General features: G+C 33.3%; 1 protein-coding gene. It reads right to left on the minus strand.

The features are described from left to right. Positions 1–215 (minus strand): ABC transporter permease subunit (locus AACQ14_RS24185; protein WP_339366088.1); only part of this gene is annotated, 215 nt, incomplete at its 3' end. Positions 216–249 lie beyond the last annotated feature (34 nt).

A 249-nucleotide genomic window follows, 5' to 3' on the forward strand; every position in this document is an offset into this window, starting at 1 on the left:
AGTGAGGATGTGATTGGTTTCATAAGTGGAAATACCACTCTCCAAAAAGTATAGAATTTTCCTGCCCCATCAATGTACGCCGCCTCCTCCATTTCTAAAGGAATTGACTTAATAAACCCAGTATAAATAAATATATTATATGCTACCTGAAATCCACTTATAGCTGTGACTAAACCAATAAGTGTATTTAACAGATTCACATTTTTTAATGTCATAAAAACTGGAAGCATAACAACTTGAAAAGGTAGT

This window comes from Vallitalea maricola (genome assembly GCF_036985595.1).
Classification (GTDB): domain Bacteria; phylum Bacillota; class Clostridia; order Lachnospirales; family Vallitaleaceae; genus Vallitalea; species Vallitalea maricola.